Source organism: Deltaproteobacteria bacterium (genome assembly GCA_019310525.1).
GTDB lineage: Bacteria > Desulfobacterota > DSM-4660 > Desulfatiglandales > HGW-15 > JAFDEE01.
Map to the genome: position 1 here is coordinate 1 of JAFDEE010000106.1, position 13,836 is coordinate 13,836.

At 53.9% G+C, this 13,836-nt stretch carries 12 protein-coding genes; 11 read left to right on the forward strand and 1 reads right to left on the reverse strand.

Annotated features, from left to right (window positions below):
- Positions 1 to 415: 415 nt before the first annotated feature.
- From JRF57_14805 to JRF57_14855, 11 genes are all read left to right on the forward strand, one after another.
- Positions 416 to 1,660, forward strand: coding sequence for a molybdopterin molybdenumtransferase MoeA (locus JRF57_14805; protein ID MBW2304970.1), 1,245 nt, complete (start codon positions 416 to 418; stop codon positions 1,658 to 1,660).
- A gap of 71 nt (positions 1,661 to 1,731) precedes the next feature.
- Positions 1,732 to 3,666, forward strand: a complete 1,935-nt coding sequence (locus JRF57_14810; protein ID MBW2304971.1) for a molybdopterin biosynthesis protein — start codon at positions 1,732 to 1,734, stop codon at positions 3,664 to 3,666.
- A gap of 64 nt (positions 3,667 to 3,730) precedes the next feature.
- Entirely contained in the window at positions 3,731 to 4,060 is a 330-nt protein-coding gene (locus tag JRF57_14815; GenBank protein MBW2304972.1) for a LysR family transcriptional regulator, read from the forward strand.
- Between the two features lie 317 nt (positions 4,061 to 4,377).
- Complete coding sequence (tolQ, locus tag JRF57_14820) at positions 4,378 to 5,076, forward strand: protein TolQ (GenBank protein ID MBW2304973.1); 699 nt, start codon at positions 4,378 to 4,380, stop codon at positions 5,074 to 5,076.
- A gap of 79 nt (positions 5,077 to 5,155) precedes the next feature.
- Positions 5,156 to 5,563, forward strand: coding sequence for a protein TolR (gene tolR / locus JRF57_14825; protein MBW2304974.1), 408 nt, complete (start codon positions 5,156 to 5,158; stop codon positions 5,561 to 5,563).
- Between the two features lie 122 nt (positions 5,564 to 5,685).
- The gene (locus JRF57_14830) at positions 5,686 to 6,507 is read left to right on the forward strand and encodes a TonB family protein (protein MBW2304975.1); all 822 of its coding nucleotides are present in this window, start codon (positions 5,686 to 5,688) and stop codon (positions 6,505 to 6,507) included.
- Entirely contained in the window at positions 6,458 to 7,801 is a 1,344-nt protein-coding gene (gene tolB, locus JRF57_14835) for a Tol-Pal system beta propeller repeat protein TolB (GenBank protein ID MBW2304976.1), read from the forward strand. Before JRF57_14830 ends, tolB begins: the two co-directional genes overlap by 50 nt.
- 151 nt (positions 7,802 to 7,952) lie before the next feature.
- Positions 7,953 to 8,534, forward strand: coding sequence for a peptidoglycan-associated lipoprotein Pal (pal, locus tag JRF57_14840; protein MBW2304977.1), 582 nt, complete (start codon positions 7,953 to 7,955; stop codon positions 8,532 to 8,534).
- Between the two features lie 106 nt (positions 8,535 to 8,640).
- A complete protein-coding gene (gene ybgF, locus JRF57_14845) occupies positions 8,641 to 9,525 on the forward strand; it encodes a tol-pal system protein YbgF (protein MBW2304978.1) in 885 nt (294 codons plus the stop codon).
- A 297-nt stretch (positions 9,526 to 9,822) separates the two neighbouring features.
- Positions 9,823 to 11,493: a chloride channel protein gene (locus JRF57_14850; GenBank protein MBW2304979.1), complete on the forward strand. Its 1,671-nt coding sequence runs from the start codon at positions 9,823 to 9,825 to the stop codon at positions 11,491 to 11,493.
- A 518-nt stretch (positions 11,494 to 12,011) separates the two neighbouring features.
- On the forward strand, positions 12,012 to 12,170 hold the full coding sequence (locus tag JRF57_14855) for a helix-turn-helix domain-containing protein (protein ID MBW2304980.1): 159 nt from the start codon (positions 12,012 to 12,014) through the stop codon (positions 12,168 to 12,170).
- A 196-nt stretch (positions 12,171 to 12,366) separates the two neighbouring features.
- On the opposite strand, the gene JRF57_14860 is transcribed toward JRF57_14855, so the two are convergent.
- Positions 12,367 to 13,542 carry a DUF1343 domain-containing protein gene (locus JRF57_14860; protein ID MBW2304981.1) on the reverse strand — a complete coding sequence of 392 codons (1,176 nt, stop codon included), beginning with the start codon at positions 13,540 to 13,542 and terminating at the stop codon, positions 12,367 to 12,369.
- Between the last annotated feature and the right edge of the window lie 294 nt (positions 13,543 to 13,836).

Below are 13,836 nucleotides of genomic sequence, written 5' to 3' on the forward strand. Positions count from 1 at the left end.
AGGGTTCAAGTGGTCGAGTGGTTGGCGGAGCCTTCCAAGCCGGCCTTTAATCTTTTCACTCGGCCCCTTGGCCCCTTGACCCCTCGGACCCTCTCTTTTAGTAAGGGTTCAAGGATCCCAGGGTTCAAGGGTTCAAGTGGTTGGCGGAGCCTTCCAAGCCGGCCTCAATGCTTTTCACTCGGCCCCTTGGCCCCTTGACCCCTCGGCCCCTTGACCCCTCGGACCCTTTCTTTTAGTAAGGGTTCAAGGATCCCAGGGTTCAAGTGGTTGGTGTAAGACCCCCCAAGCCGGCCTTTAATCTTTTCACTCGGCCCCTTGGCCCCTAAAACTAAAACTATCGGCTTCAGCCGATCTATATATTGCAACTTCGGCGAACTCGACACTTACAAGATTCAGGCGGGAAAAAGGGAGGAACCTGCCGGTGTTTTTCAAAGTCAAGACCACGGAAGAGGTTCTTGAGATTGTGAAGGGTTTCGACCCCGTGGAGGGGGAGACGGTTTCCCTTAGAGAGGCCTTTGGCCGGGTCCTTTATGAGGACGTGTTCTCACCGGAGGATCTCCCCGGTTTTCCTCGAAGTTCCATGGACGGATACGCCGTGAGGGCAGGGGACACATACGGGGCGAGTGAGAGCCTGCCGGTTTTCCTGGAGGTCGTGGGCGAGGTGACTATGGGCGAGATCCCGGCCCGGCGTGTCGGCCCGGGAGAGGCCGTAAAGATTTCCACAGGGGGGATGATTCCTGAAGGAGCCGACGGGGTTGTTATGGTGGAATACTGTCATGTGCTTGATGAGAAGACCATCGAGGTGATCCGTGCGGTCTCACCCCAGGAAAATATCATCCTCCCCGACGATGACATTTCGAAAGGCTCGCTCGTGCTCGGCAGAGGAAGGCGTCTCAGACCCCAGGACCTGGGGGCCATGGCGGGACTTGGTATCCTTGAGGTTAAGGTATACAGGCAGCCCCGCATCGCGATCATATCGACCGGGGACGAGGTCATTCCGCCCGGTGAAAAACCTAAGCCGGGACAGATCCGGGATATCAACACCTATACCCTGGGGGCGTTTTGTGAGCAAAACGGGGCCGTTCCGCTGTACCTCGGGCTCTGCCGGGACGAGTTCGAGCCACTTCGGGAAAGTGTGGAAAAAGGACTTCGGGGGGCGGATTCGGTATGGATATCTGGTGGCAGTTCCCTGGGCACCCGGGATCTGACCGTGAACGTGCTGGAATCCTTCGATTCGTTGGAAATCCTCGTTCATGGGATCTCCATCAGTCCTGGAAAGCCGACGATTATCGGAAAGGCGGGGGCAAGGGCCGTCTTCGGTCTGCCGGGTCATACCGCCTCGGCCATGGTTGTTGCGGAGGTCTTTCTGAGGCCCTTCCTCTCCGCCCTGGCCGGACAAAGGGTGGAGGAGTCGGAAGCCCCGGTCGGGAAGGTGGATGCGAGGCTGACCCGGAACATCGAATCTGCCGGAGGAAGGGATGATTTCGTCCGGGTGCGCCTTATCAAGGAAGATGAAGGATGGGCCGCGGAACCCATATTCGGAAAATCCGGCCTTATCTCGACCCTCGTGGAGGCCGACGGGTTGGTAAGAATCGATCGGAATACGGAAGGTCTATACCAGGACCAGAAGGTGCAGGTGCTCCTTTTGAGACCCTGGTAAAGGAGCGAAGATTGAACCCAAATCTTGCCTCCTGGAATCCTTGAACTTTTTTGAGATAAGGGAGAGAATCCTTGAAACGAAATATCTACCTGGAAATGAAAAGTGTTGAGGAGGCCAAGGCGATCATCCGCTCGCGATTCGTGACCGAGAGAAGAACGGGTCCGGAGGAGATCGCCGTCGAGGAGGCCTTGGGAAGGGTGACGGCCGAACCCGTATTCGCCCGGTTTTCTTCTCCGACCTACCATTCAGCGGCAATGGACGGGATAGCCGTGAGGGCCAGGGACACGTTCGGAATCAGTGAGCGTCACCCCAAGATCCTGGAAATCGGCAGAGATGCCGTATGGGTCAACACCGGCCAGGCCATGCCGGAAGGATTCGATTCGGTTATCATGGTGGAAAAACTCCACCAGAAGGATGAAAACAGGATCGAGATTCGCTCTGCAGCCTATCCCTGGCAAAACGTGCGAAAGGTGGGGGAGGATATCATAAAGACCCAGTTGTTGTTTCCCCAGAATCACCGGATCCGAGCTTACGACCTCGGCGCGTTGGTTTCGGCCGGGGTCTTTTCCCTGAAGGTCTGGAGAAGGCCCCGGGTCGTCATCATCCCGACTGGTTCGGAACTCGTCCATTTCAAAGACGTCCGCGGTCAGGAGGAACTCGGCCGGAATCGGATCATCGAGTATAACTCCTTGATCCTGGGCGGGCTGGTCCGGGAATGCGGGGGAGAAGTTGTCATCTACGATATCATTCCCGACGTGGAGGAGGAGATCCGAACGGCCCTTCGCAAGGCTGTGGATTCCGAAGCCCACGTGGTGCTCGTCAATGCCGGTTCATCGGCCGGGAGCAAGGATTTCACGGCGGGGATCATCCGGGAGCTTGGCGAAGTTCTTGTCCACGGCGTTGCCATGATGCCGGGAAAACCGACGATCATCGGAGAGATCGACGGCAAGGCGGTGATCGGGAATCCCGGTTACACGGTTTCCGCCACCCTCTCTTTTCAGCAGTTTGTGCGTCCGATCCTCTACGGCCTGCAAGGGCTGAAACCACCGAGGGAGAAGACCGTACTGGTGCAGCCCTCAAGGGATATTCCCTCGAAGCTGGGCGTGGAGGAATTCATACGGGTAAACATTGGGCGGGTGGGAGAAAAAACCGTGGCCACGCCCCTTCCCCGGGCGGCGGGCTCCATCACCAGCCTGACCCGCTGCGAGGGGATCCTTCGGGTTCCCGCCTTATCGGAAGGAGTCCGGCAGGAGGAATGGGTGGAGGCGGAACTTCTCGTTGATGAGGAGGAGATCCGGAACACCGTTTCCATCATCGGAAGCCACGACATGACTATAGACATCCTGGCCGACGAAATCAGGCGAAGGGGACACGATATCCGAATCTCCTCTGGAAATGTGGGGAGCCTCGGCGGGTTGATGGCCATCCGGAAGGGAATCTGCCATATGGCAGGATCCCATCTCCTGGATACCAAGACAGGAGAGTACAATCTTTCCTACGTTCAGAGATACCTCAAGGGGATCAAGGTCGCGATTTTCCACCTTGCCCTCCGGGACCAGGGATTGATCCTCGCAAAGGGAAATCCAAAGGGTATCCGTGGAATCGAAGACCTGCGAAGGGAGGATGTGACCTTCGTGAACCGCCAGGCCGGGGCGGGGACGCGCATCCTGCTCGACTATAAGCTCTCCCAGGCTGGAATCCAGGCCGAAAAGATCCGGGGATACGACCACGAGGAGTTCACCCATATGGCCGTTGCGGTGGACGTGCTGAGCGGAGCGGCCGATTGCGGCATGGGGATATTCGCTGCGGCCAAGGCCCTGGACCTTGATTTCGTTCCCATCGAAAGGGAGCAGTACGACCTGATCATTCCATGTTCCCATTTGAAAAATCCGCAAATCCAGGAGATCCTGGAAACGATAAGGTCTGATAAGTTTCGGGAACGGGTCTCTTCCCTGGGTGGATATGATCCTTCCCGGAGCGGGGAGTTGTGGTTGGAGGTGGACTGAAGCCGGCTCCTTGGAGAACTCCGGTTCAACCTCCTTTCAAGGGAAACCAGGAATGGAGGGAAAAATGACATCTTTTTACCTTCGATCGAGACATTGGCTCGTAAACGAGAACGACAAGATCATCATGGGGGAGGGACGAAAAGAAATTTTTGAAAACATTGAAAAGACGGGGTCCATCAACCGGACCGCCCAAATCATGAAAATGTCTTACAAGGCTGTTTGGAGCAAGATAAAGGCCACGGAGAACGCCATGGGCGCGAAGCTCGTGGAAACCAACAGAAAGCAGGGTTCTCACTTGACCCGGCAGGGGAAAGAACTCCTTGAGAGCTACAGGGAAATGCAGAAAAAATGCCTGAAGTCTGATGACCGGATCTTCAAATCGGTTTTCGATTAGCCTGCGCCCAACCACCGGTTTCATAAAAACCTTGCAAGGCAAGTCCTAGAATTTTATAGATATAGGGCGAATCGGATCTGGCCGGAGAAGCGAGGGGGCCATGGTCCGATATAAAGGCCCGCCCTCCTGAGTCTTCAGGGACGGCTTTCGAGGAAAAGGATTTCGTTTGCCGCCTGGATGCGAATTTTGCCGAGGTCATTCCGGGTATCCCCCCATGACGAGAGGAAAGAATGATGGATTCCTTCACCCTTTCGATGCTGGTTCTCCAACCGGGAGCGCTTTCCACCGGAACCTTTTTCGAAAACGATATCGTGCAGATGATCCTCCATGCCGGAGCCATGGTGAAGTTCGTCATGCTCATCCTGCTGTCCTTCTCCCTGGTGTCCTGGGCCATTATTTTTATGAAGTGGCGATTTTTTAGAAGGGTAAGGCAAGAGACGGAGTATTTTTTTGATCTGTTCTGGGAGGAGACGGCCCTGGAAAAGATCAAGAAGGAATGTGAGGATCTGGCCTTCAGCCCGGTGGCGCACCTATTTCGTTCCGGGTACTCGGAACTCAGGAAAACAGGGAAGATTCAACTCCCCCATACCTCGGACGATTGGGGCAATGCCATGAAGGCCCTACTTTTCAACGTCGAAAGGGCCCTTCGCAAGACCGCCATCGAACAGAGCACGAGGCTTGAGAAGGCCCTTTCTTTCCTGGCGACGACCGGCAACACGGCACCCTTCATCGGGCTGTTTGGAACCGTTTGGGGGATCATGGAGTCATTCCGGGGGATCGGATTAAAGGGCTCGGCCAGTCTGGCCGTTGTGGCCCCGGGAATCTCGGAGGCATTGGTGGCCACCGCGGCCGGGCTTGCGACCGCGATTCCCGCAGTGGTCGCCTTCAATCACTTCAACCAAAAGGCGATGATAGCCAAATCAGAGATGGACACCTTTTCATCAGAATTCCTGAATCTAGTAGAAAGGCAGGTTTTGAAGAAAAAGACTGCTCCGCGAAAGGCCCAAACAGCCTGATAAACCGGCCCGAGAGGCGTCGAGTCGGGTCTGCAAGATCGAAACACGTCACAAAAGATACGGGGGAGTGTGACCCAAGATGATCACGAACGGGGGAAACGGGAAAAGATTCATGTCTGATATCAATGTCACGCCCCTGGTGGACGTGATGCTCGTGCTCCTCATCATCTTCATGGTGACGGCTCCCATGATGATACAGGGGGTGGAAGTGAATCTGCCCCAGACAACGACCCGGAACATCAAGACCGAAGAGGATCCCCTCACCTTGACCATAAAAAAGACCAAGGAAATCTATCTTGAAGATCGACTCATTCCCCTCGATGAGCTTGAAGAAAAAGTGCGGGCCATTTTCAAATACAGGCGGAACAAGGAGGTCCTCCTCCGGGCTGACAAGGACGTACCCTATGGGATCGTTGTCCAGGTGATGGCGGCCGCCAAAAGGGCCGGTATCGACAAGCTGGGCATGGTCACGGAACCCCTTGAATGAGGAAAGTCGGGTGACTCCCTGACAGGTTCGGTGCTTCAGGGGTCTGGCTCAATCTCGTAAAAAAGGGAGATATACCTCCGTTTATCTCGACCTAGATCCAGCAAACCCAGAAGGTTTCTACAATGAGGGCCACAGAAACACCATATTCGGCCCGGCAGAAGGAGTCAGGATGGGGGCCTATGCTGGTCCTCTCCTTTCTTTTCCACGTGGCGGTGGTCTGCGTTTTCCTTTTCGTGCCGGATTCCTTCCCGGCCAGGAGACCTTACCCGGGAGTCGTGTACCAGGTGGACCTCGTTGAACTGCCGTCCCGGGGAGGTACAAAAGCGAAACATTCAGGGGAAAAGGCCGCCCTGGACAGGAAGGTTCTGAAGTCGGTCCCGAAAAACACCCCGGCCAAGCGTATCGACAGGCCGGTGAAGAAGAAAAAACCGCTTGTCATCGCCAAGAGGACCGTTCACAAGAAAACAACCCGAAGGCGGAAGAAAACGCCTCCCTCGAAGATCCTTGAAAAGGCCATTTCCCGCATAGAGCGAAAGGTCAAATCCGAGAATACCGACCCTGTGAACCGGGCCATTTCGGAGATCGAAAAAAGGGTGGGCCGGGAGGAGCAAGGGGGTGCGGCGGGAAGAGGATCCTCCCCCGTCGGTATCCCGATGCGCCTCTATGAGATGGAGGTGGAGACCCTCATCAAAAGCCACTGGGCGTATCCCGTGGCCCTGGAAGAGTCCAGGACCCTTGAGGCCACCATCGTCTTGAGGGTGAAGGCCGATGGAACCGTGCTGGATACCAAGTTTTTGAAACCTTCGGGAAATCACATCTTTGACCAATCAGTATTGAAGGCTATCGAGCGTTCCGAGCCCCTTCCACCGTTCCCGGAAACTTACAGGAAGAGCTATGAAGATTTCGAGATTCATTTTGATCTTAAGGAGCTTGATAACTTTTAGGGTCTGCTGGGTATCAGGCGGTATTGCGGCTCTCCTTCTTTCCCTGCCCGGTCCCGTATCGGGTAGAATCTACCTGGATATAAACGCACCCTCGATCCAGCGAATCAAGATCGCCATACCGGATTTCAAGAACAACTCGAACGAAGGCAGGCAGCCGGAACTGGGCTCCCTCATGCGGGCGGTCGTGAGCAATGATCTGGACTTGAGCGGGTATTTCCTTCCTATCGAAAAAGAGGCCTTCCTGGTCAAAACCCCTTACGACCGACCCGAGGATATCCGGCTGAGGGATTGGTCCCTCATCGGGGCGGACCTTCTGCTGGTGGCCCAGTATACGAGTATTGGAAGGGCCCTGGAGGTGGAGGTGCGACTCTACGATGTATTCAGGGGAAAGGAAATCCTCGGGAGACGGTTCCTGGGGAGGACCGTCCAATACCGGACCTTGATGCACAGGGTGTCCAACGAGATCATCCGCGTTTTGACCGGGCAAAAGGGGATGTTTCTGTCAAAGATCGCCTTCGTTGGGACGGCTACCGGTCACAAAGAGATCTATATTTGCGATATAGATGGAAAAAATGTGAGGCGAATCACTTCCGACAAGAGTATAGCCCTGTTTCCGAGGTGGTCTCCTGAAGGCGGGCGGCTTCTTTACAATTCCTTTAAAGAGGGCGAGGCTATGCTCTATATGAAAAATCTGAAGACCGGGAGGGTCAGGAAGCTGTCCGGGAGAAAGGGCCTCAACATCGGAGCGGCCTGGGCACCGGATGGGAAGAGCGCTGCATTGACCCTGAGCCATGGAAGCAATCCAGATATCTATCGGATCGATCTGAGAGGGAAAATCCTTGAGCGCCTCACCAACCACTTCGCCATCGACATGTCTCCCACCTTTTCCCCCGACGGCAAGAGAATCGCCTTTGTGTCCAACAGGTCGGGCTCTCCGCAGATTTACGTTCGTGACCTGTCTACGGGAATAGAGGAGCGTATCACCTTTTTTGAGAGCAAATATAATACCTCTCCCGTATGGTCTGCTCTGGATCGGATCGCATTTTCAGGGATGAAGGACGGCACGATAGATGTCTACACCATCAATCCCGACGGCAGCAATTTGAGGAAGCTTACGGAAGGGCAAGGAAAAAATGAAGATCCCTGCTGGTCTCCTGACGGTCGTTATATCGTGTTCAGTTCGAATCGGACAGGAAGGTATCACCTCTATCTCATGAATGCAAACGGTCAAAACCAGAGAAAGATCACCGATTTCAGGGGGGAACAGACCTCACCTTCATGGTCTCCCTTTTAATCTGCCCCCAGAGGGAAAAAATAGTAATCAGGGGTTTTGAAACCTTGCAAATATTGGGATAGGATGTTAATAAATAATAATTTGCGGAGCACCGGGGTATTCCTTGGATAATTCGATACAAACCTTTTTCGAACCAGGAGGTATGAGCAGAATGATGAAAAGAACGGTGACCATCGCAATTGTTTTGGCCTTTTGGGGTTCATCACTTCTGATGATGACATCATGTGCAAAGAAACAAACGGTGGCCGAACAACCGGCCAAGCCTCCAGCACCGGTCGTGACGGAAGTAAAGGAGCCAGCTCCTTCTGCCGAGTCGACCGCCAAGGAAGACCAGGCCGCTCTGGAGAGACGGAAACAGGAAGAGGCCGCCCGCAAACTGCAAATGGAAATCGAGGCCTTTGAATCCAGCAAAATATACTTTGATTTCGATAAATCGGAGTTGAAACCCGAGGCCCGGGCTATTCTGGACAAGAAGGCGGCATGGTTGAGGGAGCACCCGGAATTCAACCTGCGAATCGAAGGACACTGCGATGAGCGTGGCACCAATGAATACAACCTGGCTTTGGGTGAGAGAAGGGCCAATGCCGCGTTCAATTACCTGAATGCACTCGGGGTCTCTTCGAGCAGGATGTCCACCGTGAGTTACGGGGAAGAGAGACCCGTTGACCCGCGGCATAATGAAGAGGCCTGGGCCAAGAACCGCCGGGACGAATTCAGGCTGATCAAGAAGTAATCGTTTTCCACGGTATCCTCATCAAGATCAATAAAGGGTAAGGCAGAGGGACCAGCCGACCTGCCGGTGGGTTGGCTCCCTTTCTGTCGGAGGTTAGGATTGCAAAATGAAAAGCGCTCGGCACCCGATGGGATCCGGCAAATATTTTTTACCTCTATTGGTTTTCCTTGTTCTCATGATGCCGGCCTGCGTCTATGACAAGGAATTTACTTATCTCAACGAACAGGTGTCCGCCCTGAACAGGCGGGTAACCCAACTCCAGACAAAAGTCGAAGGGTCCCTCTCAAAGGAACTGGATAAAAAGACGGAGCAGATCCATTCCACCCAGAGAAGCATGAGGCTGGAACTGGATACGCTGAAGGGAGAGATCCAGGAGCTGTCAGGCCGCCTTGAGGACAATGAAAACGTCCTTCGAAGAACGGTTGAAAGGGACCTCAGCCAACAAGACGCCATGCGTTCCAGGCTTGATGACCTGGCCAAGAGGGTGGCGGCCCTGGAAGCGGAGGTTCAACGTCAAAGGGAATACCTGGGACTTGAAGCCGGCTCGACCCAAGGAGAAATCGCTCCGGGACGCAAGCCGGGCCCCCAGGCAACTCCTGTAGCCGTTGAAAAGAAACCCGATGAAATCACCCTTTATGAGGAATCCCTTGCCCTTTACAGGGAGGGACGATTCGAGGATGCCATGGAGGCATTCAAAAGATACCTGGTAAAGTATCCCAAATCGGACCGATCAGACAATGCCCAGTTCTGGATCGGTGAATGCCACATGGGCCTCAAGCAATATGAGCAGGCCATTTTGGCCTATCAAAAGGTGATCAAGGACTATCCAAAAGGTAATAAGGTCCCAAGTGCGCTGCTGCGCCAGGCCCAGGCCTTTTGGGAAATCAATGACAAAACCAGCGCTAGGCTTTTACTGAAAAAGATCATCAAGCGTTACCCCAAGAGCAGCGAGGCGGTGATAGCTAAGAAACGCCTGGCGGCTATGAAGTAGTTCGGGGCACTACCTCTGCACCTGTATCCCTGTCAAGGTCAAGGAAGGCGAAAATTTTAACCACAGGAATACATTGAAGTATTTCGAGGATTAAAATTGAGCCTGACGCAGCCTGGTCACGCCGTAGCCATAGCGAAGGCGGAAGATTGGGCAAAAGGGAGCGTTTTTCAAAGGTCTCCCTGGGAGGGGAGGGTATAAGTCCCGCAGCATGGTGGAAAGAATTTCGGTGAACAGTGGACCAGCATAAGACTTCCTCAAAACCTGCTTCCCTATTGTCTTTTTTCATAGCACGCCCTGGTGGGCCTTGCCGGCGGCTTCGGAGCCATTGGTTTCCGTTACCTCATTTCCTTTTTCCAGTCTCTGGCCTATGGGGGGGGTGGTACTCTCCTTGAAATGGCGCAGGCCCAGCCCTGGTATATCAAGGTATGGATCCCTGCTGCGGGTGGCTTGCTTGTAGGCCCCCTTGTGTATTTCTTCGCACGCGAGGCGAAGGGACACGGCGTCCCAGAGGTTATGGAGGCCGTTGCCCTCAGGAAAGGGATTATTCGAAAAAGGGTGGTTTTCATAAAGTCGGTGGTCTCGGCCATCTGCATCGGTACGGGGGGCTCGGTTGGACGCGAGGGCCCGATCGTGCAGATCGGTTCCGCGATCGGGTCCACCATCGGGCAGATCCTGAAAATCTCGGCGGATCGGATCCGGACTCTGGTGGGGTGCGGGGCTGCGGCCGGAATCGCCGCCACCTTTAACGCCCCTATCGCCGGATCGATGTTTGCTCTGGAGATCGTGCTGGGGGATTTCGGGCTCGCCACCTTCAGCCCCATCGTGATCTCTTCCGTGGTCGCGACGGCCGTCTCCCGCCATTTCCTGGGAAACTCCCCCGCCTTCAGCGTTCCATCCTACAATATGGTGAGCGCATGGGAGCTGATTTTCTACGTCATTCTGGGCCTTTTTTGTTCTTTCGTGGCTGTCGCCTTCACGAGCACCCTTTATCGCATGGAAGACCTGTTCGATGACTTCAAGTTCCCCGAATACTTGAAGGCCGTGATCGGCGGGTTCATATTGGGGGCGATGGCCCTGCTCTTCCCCCATATCCTTGGGGTCGGCTACCCGGCCATTGATCTTGCCCTGGCTGAAAAGCTGTCCATGGGAGTGTTGTTCCTCCTGGTTATCTTCAAGATCCTCGCCACTTCCATAACAATCGGTTCCGGGGGCTCAGGGGGCATCTTCGCCCCGTCCCTTTTCCTTGGAGCCATGGCGGGGGGATTTTTCGGAACGGTTGCCCATAACCTGTTCCCTGGAATTACGGCGTCTCCAGGGGCTTACAGCATCGTGGGAATGGGGGCGGTGGTGGCGGGAACCACCCATGGGCCTCTGAGCGCTATCCTGATTCTCTTTGAGATGACCGGCAACTATAAGATCATCCTCCCCCTCATGATCGCCTGCATAATCAGTTGCATCAGTGCCAGCCAGCTCCTGAAGGAATCCATCTATACTTTCAAACTGGCCAGACGGGGAGTGAACATCAGGGCCGGGAAAGAGGTCAATATTCTGAAATCCATCCCGGTGAAAGAGGCCATGAATTCGACGGTGGAGACGATCCCCCAGTCCCTGACCCTAGGGAAGATGGCCGAGAAGATCAGCAAGAGCAAGTTCAACAGCTTTCCCGTCGTGGACGATGAGAACCGCTTGACCGGTATTTTGTCCTTTCTTGACTATCACGATGTCGTCTATGATGAGGATTTGAGGGACCTGGTTGTGGCGAAGGAACTGGCCACTCCCGATGTGGTGACGGTCTCTTTGGATGATAACCTTTACGATGCCCTCGAACTGATTACTTCCAGAGACTTTTCTATCCTTCCCGTTGTCGACCCCAACGATCCCAAGCGCATACTGGGTGTCATCACGCGTCGGGATATCGTGGGAGCCTATGACAAGGCTGTGATCAAAAAATCAGTGTTCAAGGAATAGGCAAACAAACGCCGGGGAAGATCTATTTAGTGCCCATCCATAAATGGCCCTTTTCCCCAATCTTCCGCCTTCGCTATGGCTACGGCGTGACCAGGCTGCGTCAGGCTCAGATTTTAATCCTCGAAATACTTCAATGTATGGTGCCTCTGCCGCTTGGCCCCCAATCGCCTTCCTTGACCTTGAACAAAATTGCCTGTTTATGGATTGGCACCGGTTATCGACCGCTTGCGGTCGATGCCTTGCATCTTTGGCAAACTTGACGCTTGCAGGATTCGTGTTGAATTCCAAGGATCGCAGGGCCATGGCAAGGAACCGGGGAGGGCTGGGGTCTTTAGATACCAATGGAGCGTCATGGAATGGCACTGAGAAATAAATTTACAAAGATAAGATACTTTTATATAGTAAAAAAATGTTTGTGTTGACTTTGCAGGTTTTAGATATTATAAATAACAATACGATGCCAAAGGTCATAAAGGATCATTTTTGAAGATATCAAGGAGTTAACCGTGCCTCAGATAATGACTACAAAAGAATTGGCAAAATATTTAAAGCTTCATGAAATTACGATCTGCAAGTACGCTGCTGAAGGTAAGATTCCTGCGATACGGATCGGTCGTGTGTGGAGGTTTGACAAAGAGGCGATTGATAAATGGATCAGCGGCGGCCAGAAAAAGTAAATAGCCTCATTCCTAAATGCATTTTGAGCGCCGGTAAGTTTCAAATCCGGAAACGAGCCGGTGTCCATCCATAAAGCAGGCAATTTTATTCTAAGGTCACCTTCCCCCACCTTAAGCTAACGCTGGGAGTGTGGAGGAAGGTCGTTTCGCCTTCCTTGACCTTGAACAAAATTGCCTTTTTATGGATGGACACTAGTTAATGATAGAGAAGGAAAGCCTCCCTTTCCGCCAGAAAGGATTCCAGCTCTTCCTTCCACTCCATTTGCATGCTTGACAGGTCTTCCCCTTTCTCGATTTTTCCCCGCAGCCGGGAATCCCCCAGAATCAAGTCGATCGGCATCCTATCGTAATCATATTCATAGGGTGGGCTTTTCCACTCGAATTGGTCCTCGTGGGTGAAGAGCACCGCCTGAAGCAAAGCAAGCGAGAGTAAATAGGGCCGAAATGTAGTCGGATCCAGGACATGGATCATGAATCCGTGGCATATCTGCCCTTGCCATTTGTGAAAGGTAGGGCGGAATGACATCTCCTGGAGGTGGCAGCCTTCTAAAAAGGGACCTTCTGTTTTTTCCAGAACCGCCCTTGTGTCCAGGTAAGGCGCCCCGAAAAGCTCAAATGGCCGGCAGGTGCCTCTTCCTTCGGAAAGGTTGGTCCCTTCCCACAGGACCTGCCCGGGATAGACCTGGGCCGTTTCGGGCAAAGGCATGTTAGGGGACGGCATCAGCCATCTGAGACCCGTGTCTTTCCATAACATGTGCCTCCGCCAACCCTTCATGGGCACGATTTCCAGCTCGCATCCGAGCTTGAACACCTTGTTGAACATCCTTGCCATCTCACCCATTGTCATTCCATGACGCATGGGCAAGGCATACGGACCCACAAAAGAGTAAAGCTCCTCCTTCAGAAGATTCCCTTCAACGATCACCCCTCCAAGGGGATTGGGCCTGTCCAGCACCAGAATCCTCTTGTTGAATCCGGCGGCCGCCTTGAGGCAGTTAAGCATGGTGGAGGCGAAGGTGTACACCCTCGTGCCTACATCCTGGAGATCTATGATAAGGATGTCCAGCCGATCCAGCATTTCCCGGGTCGGCTCTCTGGTGCCCGAATAGAGACTGTATACGGGAATTTTGAGTTCAGGATCCGTTGCATGGGGAGTCTCAATCATGTTGTCCTGATCCTCACCCCCATGACCGTGCTGAGGCCCAAAAAGGGCCTTGAGGTGACCGGGAAGAAGGTCTGCGAGGATTTTTTTCCCGCTTCTCAAGCCCCTGTCCAGCGAAGCGGGGTTGGAGAGGTAACCCAGGCGTGAACCCTTGAGGTTCGACCAGTAATCTTCCCTGAGCACATCGAGACCTGTAGCTACCGTCGGCATGTTCCCCCTCTATTGTTGGAGGTGATTTGAAAGAAAGCTATCAAACGAACAGGGGCCGGGTCAACCGCCCATTCCTGAATCCTCGCGCGCCGGCTGTTTGGCGGGCTTGTCCGGGGAATCTCTGGATCAAGTGTTTCACCTGAAAACCATTGTCCGCACCACCGGGGAAGGGGCATGGGGATCTTTTCGGAAGTGACCTGTTGGGAGGCCTGCCAGACAGCAGCAGGTAAACCTTCGTTATTTCAGGGGGGTTAGGGATGGGGGAAACCCCGGCTCCCGCTTGTAAAAGCGGGA

Coding starts and splice junctions, on each gene's coding strand:
- JRF57_14815 (MBW2304972.1), top strand. CDS start 3,731: ATGACATCTTTTTACCTTCGATCGAGACATTGGCTCGTAAACGAGAAC.
- tolQ (MBW2304973.1), top strand. CDS start 4,378: ATGATCCTCCATGCCGGAGCCATGGTGAAGTTCGTCATGCTCATCCTG.
- tolR (MBW2304974.1), top strand. CDS start 5,156: ATGATCACGAACGGGGGAAACGGGAAAAGATTCATGTCTGATATCAAT.
- JRF57_14830 (MBW2304975.1), top strand. CDS start 5,686: ATGAGGGCCACAGAAACACCATATTCGGCCCGGCAGAAGGAGTCAGGA.
- tolB (MBW2304976.1), top strand. CDS start 6,458: ATGAAGATTTCGAGATTCATTTTGATCTTAAGGAGCTTGATAACTTTT.
- pal (MBW2304977.1), top strand. CDS start 7,953: ATGATGAAAAGAACGGTGACCATCGCAATTGTTTTGGCCTTTTGGGGT.
- ybgF (MBW2304978.1), top strand. CDS start 8,641: ATGAAAAGCGCTCGGCACCCGATGGGATCCGGCAAATATTTTTTACCT.
- JRF57_14855 (MBW2304980.1), top strand. CDS start 12,012: ATGACTACAAAAGAATTGGCAAAATATTTAAAGCTTCATGAAATTACG.
- JRF57_14860 (MBW2304981.1), bottom strand. CDS start 13,542: ATGCCGACGGTAGCTACAGGTCTCGATGTGCTCAGGGAAGATTACTGG.